The organism is Nonlabens sp., from assembly GCF_047636915.1.
Taxonomy (GTDB): Bacteria; Bacteroidota; Bacteroidia; order Flavobacteriales; family Flavobacteriaceae; genus Nonlabens.
On record NZ_JBLIGN010000093.1, the window covers coordinates 1 to 8943 of the forward strand.

General features: G+C 36.7%; 9 protein-coding genes. 3 read left to right on the plus strand and 6 right to left on the minus strand.

Features of this window, described 5'->3' with window-relative positions:
• The 4 genes from ACJAT0_RS11300 to ACJAT0_RS11315 all read right to left on the minus strand — a co-directional run.
• The coding region (locus tag ACJAT0_RS11300) for an ABC transporter permease (RefSeq protein WP_415181737.1) at nucleotides 1-506 on the minus strand (506 nt) is incomplete at its 3' end.
• Complete coding sequence (locus tag ACJAT0_RS11305; protein ID WP_415181738.1) at nucleotides 499-1428, minus strand: ABC transporter ATP-binding protein; 930 nt, start codon at nucleotides 1426-1428, stop codon at nucleotides 499-501. The genes ACJAT0_RS11305 and ACJAT0_RS11300, both read right to left, overlap by 8 nt.
• A 268-nt stretch (nucleotides 1429-1696) precedes the next feature.
• Entirely contained in the window at nucleotides 1697-2833 is a 1137-nt protein-coding gene (dnaJ, locus tag ACJAT0_RS11310) for a molecular chaperone DnaJ (RefSeq protein WP_415181744.1), read from the minus strand.
• Nucleotides 2833-3372: a nucleotide exchange factor GrpE gene (locus tag ACJAT0_RS11315; RefSeq protein ID WP_374002908.1), complete on the minus strand. Its 540-nt coding sequence runs from the start codon at nucleotides 3370-3372 to the stop codon at nucleotides 2833-2835. Before ACJAT0_RS11315 ends, dnaJ begins: the two co-directional genes overlap by 1 nt.
• Before the next feature lie 240 nt (nucleotides 3373-3612).
• Between ACJAT0_RS11315 and ACJAT0_RS11320 the strand changes: the two genes are divergently transcribed.
• Together ACJAT0_RS11320 and ACJAT0_RS11325 are read left to right on the plus strand one after the other, a co-directional pair.
• Complete coding sequence (locus ACJAT0_RS11320; RefSeq protein ID WP_415181739.1) at nucleotides 3613-4278, plus strand: YceI family protein; 666 nt, start codon at nucleotides 3613-3615, stop codon at nucleotides 4276-4278.
• A gap of 610 nt (nucleotides 4279-4888) precedes the next feature.
• Nucleotides 4889-5059: a hypothetical protein gene (locus ACJAT0_RS11325; RefSeq protein ID WP_415181740.1), complete on the plus strand. Its 171-nt coding sequence runs from the start codon at nucleotides 4889-4891 to the stop codon at nucleotides 5057-5059.
• A gap of 732 nt (nucleotides 5060-5791) precedes the next feature.
• On the opposite strand, the gene ACJAT0_RS11330 is transcribed toward ACJAT0_RS11325, so the two are convergent.
• On the minus strand, nucleotides 5792-6703 hold the full coding sequence (locus ACJAT0_RS11330) for a TIGR01777 family oxidoreductase (RefSeq protein ID WP_415181741.1): 912 nt from the start codon (nucleotides 6701-6703) through the stop codon (nucleotides 5792-5794).
• A 257-nt stretch (nucleotides 6704-6960) separates the two neighbouring features.
• Nucleotides 6961-7371, minus strand: coding sequence for a DUF2141 domain-containing protein (locus ACJAT0_RS11335; RefSeq protein WP_415181742.1), 411 nt, complete (start codon nucleotides 7369-7371; stop codon nucleotides 6961-6963).
• A gap of 203 nt (nucleotides 7372-7574) precedes the next feature.
• Here ACJAT0_RS11335 and ACJAT0_RS11340 point away from each other — a divergent pair, with 203 nt between their 5' ends.
• The gene (locus ACJAT0_RS11340; protein ID WP_415181743.1) at nucleotides 7575-8540 is read left to right on the plus strand and encodes a Gfo/Idh/MocA family protein; all 966 of its coding nucleotides are present in this window, start codon (nucleotides 7575-7577) and stop codon (nucleotides 8538-8540) included.
• Nucleotides 8541-8943 lie beyond the last annotated feature (403 nt).

The window sequence follows — 8943 nt, forward strand, 5'->3', positions numbered from 1 at the left end:
GTTTTTTCACCTGTAAAGTCCTGTACTTGAATCTCATTATTTACAGTAAGTTCTTCAATTTTATGAAGATCGATAGCAGCATCTTCTAGATTATTCTCTGTTGCTTTCTTATTCACCTTATTCTCAACCGACTCTAAGAAATCGGGACTTGGCGAATCATCAGAATAAAAGCTAAGTCCTGTAAACTTTCCTTCCCGCGACTCCATCAATATCAACCCATAGTAATCTGCTTCCTTGCTAGCTGCTATGGCAGCTTCTTTAGAAACACCATTTAGAATAATGTAGTCATAACGTTCTGAAGAAGTAAATAAGCTTACGTAATTCTCTCCCGTCTGATCCAGTATAGCAATCTTTCTACTCGTATCAGAATTAATACTGGTAAGCCATCCTATTAACAAGACTACTCCTACAAATATCAACGGACTTACAAAAGTCATGATAATAAATGTTCTATTCCTTACTTTATTAAGGTATTCTCTCTTTATAATGAGCCACAGTTTATCCATGTTGCTGTACAGTTTGGATGAAGATATCATTGACGCTAGGAATTACTTCACTAAAATGGGTCAATTCTCCTAATTGATTTATACGACTTAAGGCACTAGGCACATCTATTCCTAGGGGTATTTTAATCTGAAAATCTAAAGTGTTATCTAATCCTGACAACAAGATAGGATGTGGATTAAACTCTATAGGAATTTGTTGAAAAGCTGCATCGTTATTGTTACAAATTAATGAAACTGCATAATTACGATCGCGATACTGTTCTTTTACATCGCTCAGTTTGCCTTGAAGTACGAGATTTGATTTATCTATCAATGCAATATGATCACACATCTCTTCTACGCTTTCCATACGATGTGTAGAAAAAATTATGGTAGCTCCATCATCTCTTAGTTTAAGGATCTCATCTTTGATAAGATTGGCATTTACTGGATCGAAACCAGAAAACGGCTCATCAAAAATAAGTAAACTAGGCTCGTGCATCACCGTCACTATAAACTGTACTTTTTGAGCCATGCCTTTAGAAAGCTCTTGGAGCTTTTTATTCCACCACCCCTCTATACCAAATCTTTCAAACCAATAGTCCAATCGCTCTTTTGCCTGAATTTTAGAAAGTCCTTTTAAACGAGCAAGATATATGCACTGTTCGCCTACTTTCATGGATTTATAAAGACCACGCTCCTCTGGCATGTACCCTATTTCTTCAATATGCTTAGGCTGTAATTGCTCGCCATTGAGAAGGATAATTCCTTCATCTGGCATCGTAATCTGGTTGATAATTCTTATAAGTGATGTCTTACCAGCTCCATTAGGACCTAATAGTCCATATATACTTCCTTTCGGAACCGAAATAGAGACATCGTTTAATGCTATATAATCCCCGTAAACCTTTGTTATGCCTTGTACTTCTAATGCGTTATCCATGCAGTAATTAATTGTGCTAAATTAACAAGAAGCAAATGGTATAGCAAAAGTATTTCAAATAATTTATAAGGAATAGCATTTAATTTAATTAAACAAAATAACAAATCACATAAACCTAGCTGAATATACCCACAAAACTGCCATAAAAAAACCCACCTCTTGTAAACAAGAGGTGGGAAAATTGCTATGAAAAAGAAAATAACAAATGGCTGGTTAACCCTTTGTTGAAGTAAATATATACAAATTTTTCTAATTCATTAAGATTCCTTTAAGAAAACATATCTTTTACTTTTCCAAAAAATGACTTATCCCCTTTTTCAGGAGCGGGATCAAAATTAGAATCGTTGATCATGCTTTCAAAAAAGTCTTTTTGATCTTTGTTTAGTTTGCGCGGTGTCCATACATTTATGTGAACTAGTAAATCACCAGTTCCATATCCATTAAGACTAGGCATACCCTTACCTCGTAATCTCAGTATTTTACCACTTTGAATTCCTGCTTCCACAGGTATACGTACTTTACCAGTAACTGTTTGTATTTCTTTAGAGGATCCTATTACCGCTTCTGGCACACTAACATAGAGATCGTAATGAAGGTTATTCCCATCACGTTGTAACTCTGCATGAGGTTTCACTTCTATATCTACTAGTAGATCACCGCTTATTCCATTTCCTGGGGCATCATTTCCTTTACCAGAAACTTTTAGACGCATGTCAGACTCTACACCTGCAGGAATTTGGATGGTTACCGTCTCTTCTATAGCTACCATTCCCTGAGCATCTGCTCCATCTGGTTGATGATCTATAGTCTGTCCTGCTCCACCACAAACATTACAAGGCGCAGCGGTTTGCATGCGACCCAGAATGGTATTTTGAATTCTAGTAATCTGACCGCTCCCATTACAAGTACCGCAAGTTTTATAGCTAACACCAGGTGCTTGTTTCTTGCGTTTAACTTTTACTTTCTTATCGACACCATTTGCCGCTTCTTCAAGAGTAAGAGAGACTCTGATACGCAAATCTTTACCTTTAACTCTGCGCTGTCCACCGCGACTCCCGCCAAAACCGGAAAAACCGCCACCGCCGCCGCCGCCGCCGAAAATATCACCAAACTGACTGAATATGTCATCCATATCAAATCCTCCAGCGCCGCCACCACCACCGAAACCTCCAGCACCTCCAGAAGTATACGCTTGATGTCCCATCTGGTCGTAACGAGACTTTTTCTGTGGGTCGCTTAAGGTTTCATAAGCTTCGGCTGCCTTTTTAAAATTATCTTCTGCCGTTTCATCTCCAGGATTTTTATCTGGATGGTATTGAATCGCTTTTTTCCGGTAAGCCTTCTTTATTTCTGGTCCAGTTGCACCTCTTTGAATGTCTAATATGTCATAAAAATCTGCCATAATTATTGTCCTATCACTACTTTAGGAAAACGGATGATTTTGTCTCCCAATTTATATCCTTTTTCGATTACATCTACGATTTTACCCTTCATATCATCACTAAGTGCTGGTATTTGAGTAATTGCCTCATGAACATCTGCATCAAAAGTATCACCTACTTTAACGTCAAATTCTTCTAAACCTTTACTCAATAATGTCGTACGCAGTTTTCCCGAAATTAATTTCACGCCTATAGTCAACTGCTCGTCTTCAAATTTATTGATGTCGATCATCGCTCTGTCAAAATCATCTAATACTGGCAACATGTCCTTTAGCACTCCTTCTCCAGCAGTTTTGAAAAGTTCCATTCGCTCTTTAGCCGTGCGTCTTTTGAAGTTTTCAAATTCAGCAAACAGACGCAGAAATTTATCTTTTTCTACTTGTATCTGGTCTTCCAGAATTTCTACCTCACTACGCTCGTCTTTTATTTCTTCTGTTTCCTGCTCCATTATTTCTGGTGCATCCTGCTCTTTCAGCTCTTTCTCTTGTTTATCCTTTGCCATTTTATGACGGTATCTTTTAAATAAATTGAACACTTGTTTATAGAGGTGTTTGTAATGGTTACGCTTTCGCGAAAGCGAGATAGCAACAATAATATTCACCTACCTTTCTTCGGTATGGCAAAAGTGCTGCCATTTAAAACTCTGTGTCAAAATGTCATCACAAATAATTAATATAGATTTAACGCAAGTAATTGTCCATACATTTAGTTTTGCTAAATAATTAACCTTTAACATAAATAAATGAAACACAATTTTTTAAAAATCACAGGAATGGCAGCGGTAATCGCTTTTACAGTTGCTTGTAAAGACAACAAAAATGAAGTAAACGCCGTAGCAGAAGAAGATGCTGCCGTTGCAACTGCAGAAGCAGTTACTTATAACGTAGATGTAGCGTCATCCAATATTGCATGGGTAGGTTCAAAACCTACAGAAGATCACACTGGTAACATAGCGCTGCAAAGTGGTATGATAAAAGTAAACGGAGAGGTAGTAGAAAGTGGAGAGTTTATTATCGACATGACTTCTATAGAGGTAACGGATCTTGAAGGTGAGTCTGCTATGAACTTAAAAGGTCACCTAGAAGGAACTCTCGCAGATAAAGAAACTGACTTTTTTAATACTCCAAAATATCCAACAGCAAAATTTGTTGTTACTGGGCTAAAAACAAAAGGTGTTCTAACCGTGTTAGAAGGAAATTTAACTCTTAAAGATGTAACTAAAAACGTATCATTCCCAGTAGGAGTAAAATACGATGGTGCTAAAATGATGTTATCTAGCGAAGAATTTACCATAGATAGAACAGACTGGGGAATCCAGTACGGTTCTAGTAACTTTACAGACATAATTGCTAATAAAGCAATCTCTGATGATATAAAACTTACGGTAAACTTAGTTGCTACTAAATAAACCTACAGCATTCTAATTTAATTAAGTCTTGCAATCTATGGTTGCAGGACTTTTTTATTTAACGATCAGACGGTATTATAACATTCGAAAATAGTACAGGATAAGGAATAGCCAATTGACTTTAGACTTCTGTTTGTTACTTTTTCTTTGTAATGGTGTAAGATGATAAAGTAGTTGCTATAGCATCCATGGTCTATATGCGACTGGTGTAAAGCCATTATGACTATCTAGACCAGGAATCATTTGGTCAAATCACCAGATATATTACAGAACATCGATAATATCATTCCTACAATTTATCAAGTAAATACTCCAGACCGTAGGTGTCTTTTTAGCAGAGCGAAAATGAAAACCTAGTAAAAAAGATCAATAACTTTCAATGGATAAGAAATTGAGGAATTCGTGAACTACGCCACTACTTTTACCGACGATTAAATTTATCCAAGCGTTTTAGAATACAATGATATAGATCCTATAAATCAAAAACTATACAATAGTGACCATCGCTGTATTCCAGTTATAGAGGGTTTATATCAAATAAGCCAGTATCAACCCTTAAAATAGGTAAGTAAAAGTACCGCAGATAACTTTTACATCAGTTTTAAAATAAATGAAACTTACACCAAGAAAAATCAATATACCACATGTAATAACTTGGGCCTTTTATTTGACACTCCTCCTAAAAGCGATCGTAAGTCAGCTTATGAAACTTGATATTACTGGGGTTACATCATTAGGGGCTTTTGTATTAGGCCTTATAGCTCTTATCATAGTCCTATGAATCAAAAAAACAAAAAGAATCGTCAGAAGGAATGGGATCAGTTTAATAAGTAAATAAAAATAGAGACAAGAAGCAAGAGACAAGACTTGTAAAATGAATATGGAGTATGGAATTAAAGACGCTTTGATTGCTGAAAAGAATAAAAAAAAAATAAGAGAGAATGTGGTACTTTGACACGGTGTCGGTGCCGAATTTACATCATGAAGAACTCCTATTAATTGCGACCAAATCTATTCAGGGAATTCAACAAGAGCAACTCTATCTACCTTCTGCCCCTCACTATTTGGGATGGATTTTTTACTGTGCTTTTTCATTTTGGATATTTGAAAATAAAAGCTGTTTCACTTGATCTTACACTTTCATCTAAGGGGTGTGTTTTAATCCTCAAATGATTTCCTTCAAGCAAGGTATACGTCCATAAGAATGTGCGTACTAAATAAATATCAAAAATAGAATTAATTATCAAGCGATATAAAAAGCTGGCTCATAAAATAACTCTTTCATACCTCAACAGTTTGCTGAGTTCTATCCACAGTTCTTTTTGATTTTAAAAGGTGATGCTATAGATTTTATGAATACTAACTTAGCTTGAATCGGGTCTCTTTTATTCATCTCCAAATTTAAAGTTTGGGTTTGCTCTAGAAGTTGCCTACTGACCGTTCTATAGGGTATAGGCATATTTCTGTGATACGAATATGTTGACCTGTTCAGAAAAGTGTCTAGTGACTTTCACTAACCCAAATATTCTTCTAGAGCCATTTCTAATTTAGGATACTCAAAGGAATACCCTTGCTCTTCAATTTTTTCACTGCTCGCATGTTGACTGGCTAGAACTATGGAGGCCATTTCTCCGAGCATCAACTTCATTACAAATTCCGGTACATTAGGTAGGAATACTGGTTTCCCTAAAACCTTACCTATGGCTTCCATCATGGGCCTATTTCTTATGGGATGTGGCGCTACTCCGTTGTAAATCCCTTCTAGTGTATTATTAAGAATATGAATAAATATTCCCGAAAGATCATCATTAGAGACCCAGCTTTGCCACATTTTACCGTTACCAAACCCCGCTCCTGCAAAAAGTTTGACTGGTTTTGACATTTGATCCAGCGCGCCTCCTTTATCTGACAGTACTATCCCTATGCGTACAACGGCATGTTTTAAACCTATCTGCTGAAACTTTGCTCCTGCTTTTTCCCAAGCGATACAGACATCTGCAAGGTAGTTGGTAGCTGTAGGTGGAATATCATTTTCTCGTAGTGCTTTTCCATTTTGATCATCTGGATAAATTCCTATGGCGCTTGCAGTGACTACCTGTTTTACTTGATGGTCATTTTCTTGAAGCAAACGCAATAACAATTCCGTACTATCGATGCGACTCTTAAGAATGCGTTTTTTTGCTTCTTTGGTCCATTTTTGGAAAACGGTCTCCCCGGCTAAATGTATCAAGGCATCTACGCCTATTACACAATCAGCATCGATGGTCATCTCATTTACATTCCATAAAAAACCTTTGTAGTTAGACTCGGTTTTAAGAGCGCTCTGTCTTGTAGTTAAATAATGAACCGTATGACCTTGGAAACGTAAATCTTCTGAAATTTTTGAACCTACTAGACCCGTAGCTCCTGTAACAAGTATAACCATGTTACGAATTTAATTATCAAAGTAATAGAACCCTAGCTTTTTTGGACTAAATTAACAAGAAACCGGTAAGGATCTTAAAGATCATTACCGGTTTTTGAGACCTGTAAAAAGATTGGTCTAGATTGTGGTGGTGGATTACATTACCTAAGCCTTCCCAGCCCTTAGCCTTTTGACAGCCCTGTGTTTAGTTTATCAAAGCGCTGCGTGCCTTATAAAGTCCTTATACTTGGGAAAGAATTTAGGATAGGGCTTCTCTTTTACAATCGTACTATAATTTCTTTATGTGCCTCTACCGTAAACTTTGCATCTGCCCAAGTAGGTGGTCCATAGCTCATAGGATTGTTGCTCATTCCGTAAGCTTCTGTGGGCCTACCTTGATCTGAAAAATCCATTTTTTCATTGCCGTTTTTGTCATGCAATACCATTACCGCATAATCTCCAGTTGGTACATTTTTAAAAGTAGCGATAGCAATTCCGTCCTTTATTTCCATACTAGCCGCTTGTAAGGGAGCAGCTTTCATAAATTGGCTCTCCGTACTTAAAGAATACACCATTTTTCCTTCATCGCTTTTGGCATTGTTGACCGTTACTTTTAAAGTGAATGTCTCTTGTGCATTAAGAGCGATAGAGAATAATAATACGATAAGTGACGTAAATAAAGTTTTCATAATAAATGTGTTTATTTTGTTAGACCAGACAAATATGGGACCTACTTTCACTTTAGAATAATTGTGATTGCTCAACTGTATTATTTAGGTACTGAATCGTAAAAGGACTATTATATCCTGACGGAGAAGAGTTATGCCGTAAAGCAAACTGGTAATCCACATGGGTTATCTATATTCGTTGCACCGTCATTTATATAAGCGTCATGGTAAAATTTGGAATTATAGGTCTTGGAAAAGTAGCACATAAATTTGCCCATGATCTTGCCTTGGTGGATGGTTGCGTTTTACAAGCAGTAGGCTCAAGGAACCTAAAAAAAGCACGCAAATTTGCAACTGAACATCAGGCGACTCAATTTTATTCCAGCTATGAAGAAGTCGCCGCTGATCCCGAAATCGCCATTATTTATATCGCTACACCACATGTATTCCATTTTGAGAATACCATGATGTGTCTTCATGCTGGTAAGGCTGTGATTTGTGAAAAGCCGTTTGCGATGAACCTAGAAGAAGTAGAAATAATGATCCAAACTGCAAAAGATAAAAATCTCTTTTTAATGGAAGCTTTATGGACCCGATTTATTCCTAGCACTCTCAAAGTGATCGAACTTATGGAACAAAACACCATCGGTAAGATCCATTCTATTCAGGCAAACTTCGGGTATGTAGCCACAACAGAACCTACTAGTCGTCTTATCGCAAGAGAATTAGGTGGCGGCTCCTTACTCGATATAGGGATTTATCCTATTTTTATAAGCTTGCTGTTATTAGGAACACCAGTAGAAACTGCCTCCATCGCACAACTTTCTAAGACGGGCATAGACCAACATTGCGCAATGCTCATGAAATTTAAAAATGGAGCAACCGCGATTTTAGAATCTACGTTTCTTACCATGACTTCTAATGAAGCTGCCCTATACGGTAGTAAAGGAAAAATTACCATGCAGGCGCCTTTTCATCATACAGAAAAAATAGTGGTGGAAATCAATGGAACAGAACCGTATCAGATTGCTTCTCCGATTATAGGTAACGGTTATGCTCACGAAATTGAAGAAGTTAAAAACTGCCTTATCGCAGGTAAAATAGAAAGTGATAAAATGAGTTTTATAAATAGTCTTGAATTAATGAAAACGCTAGACCTCATTCGTTCTCAAGTTAACTTGACCTATTAAAATTTGAATTCTCAGACTTTATACTAAATTTGACCTATTTTGAGTTTTAAAAGCACAACGGCAGGTTACCTCTAAGCTAAGATGTTTGAAATTCTTCTATCTTAAAGAATAATTTTACTTTTAGGCTCCATTTATATATATTTTTGAAAATAAAACTCTTATCGTGCATCCATCTAACACTTCCTGATACCTTTACTTTATGCATAAATACCTATTTTTTTTACTTTCCTCTTTGATTTTTTTAAGTTGTCAGGATCAAAAACAACTCGTGGATCTACAAACTGTTTTTAGATATAATGAGCACGCCAATGTAACCAGCTTAGATCCTGCTTTTGCAAAGGACCAGCGTAATATATGGGTATGTAACCTTCTTTACAATGGACTGGTGAAACTGGATGAAGAT

Bases quoted from the DNA above. Each gene is read 5' to 3' on its own strand.
- ACJAT0_RS11305 (WP_415181738.1), bottom strand. From the start codon at position 1,428: ATGGATAACGCATTAGAAGTACAAGGCATAACAAAGGTTTACGGGGAT.
- ACJAT0_RS11315 (WP_374002908.1), bottom strand. From the start codon at position 3,372: ATGGCAAAGGATAAACAAGAGAAAGAGCTGAAAGAGCAGGATGCACCA.
- ACJAT0_RS11320 (WP_415181739.1), top strand. From the start codon at position 3,613: ATGAAACACAATTTTTTAAAAATCACAGGAATGGCAGCGGTAATCGCT.
- ACJAT0_RS11325 (WP_415181740.1), top strand. From the start codon at position 4,889: ATGAAACTTACACCAAGAAAAATCAATATACCACATGTAATAACTTGG.
- ACJAT0_RS11330 (WP_415181741.1), bottom strand. From the start codon at position 6,703: ATGGTTATACTTGTTACAGGAGCTACGGGTCTAGTAGGTTCAAAAATT.
- ACJAT0_RS11335 (WP_415181742.1), bottom strand. From the start codon at position 7,371: ATGAAAACTTTATTTACGTCACTTATCGTATTATTATTCTCTATCGCT.
- ACJAT0_RS11340 (WP_415181743.1), top strand. From the start codon at position 7,575: ATGGTAAAATTTGGAATTATAGGTCTTGGAAAAGTAGCACATAAATTT.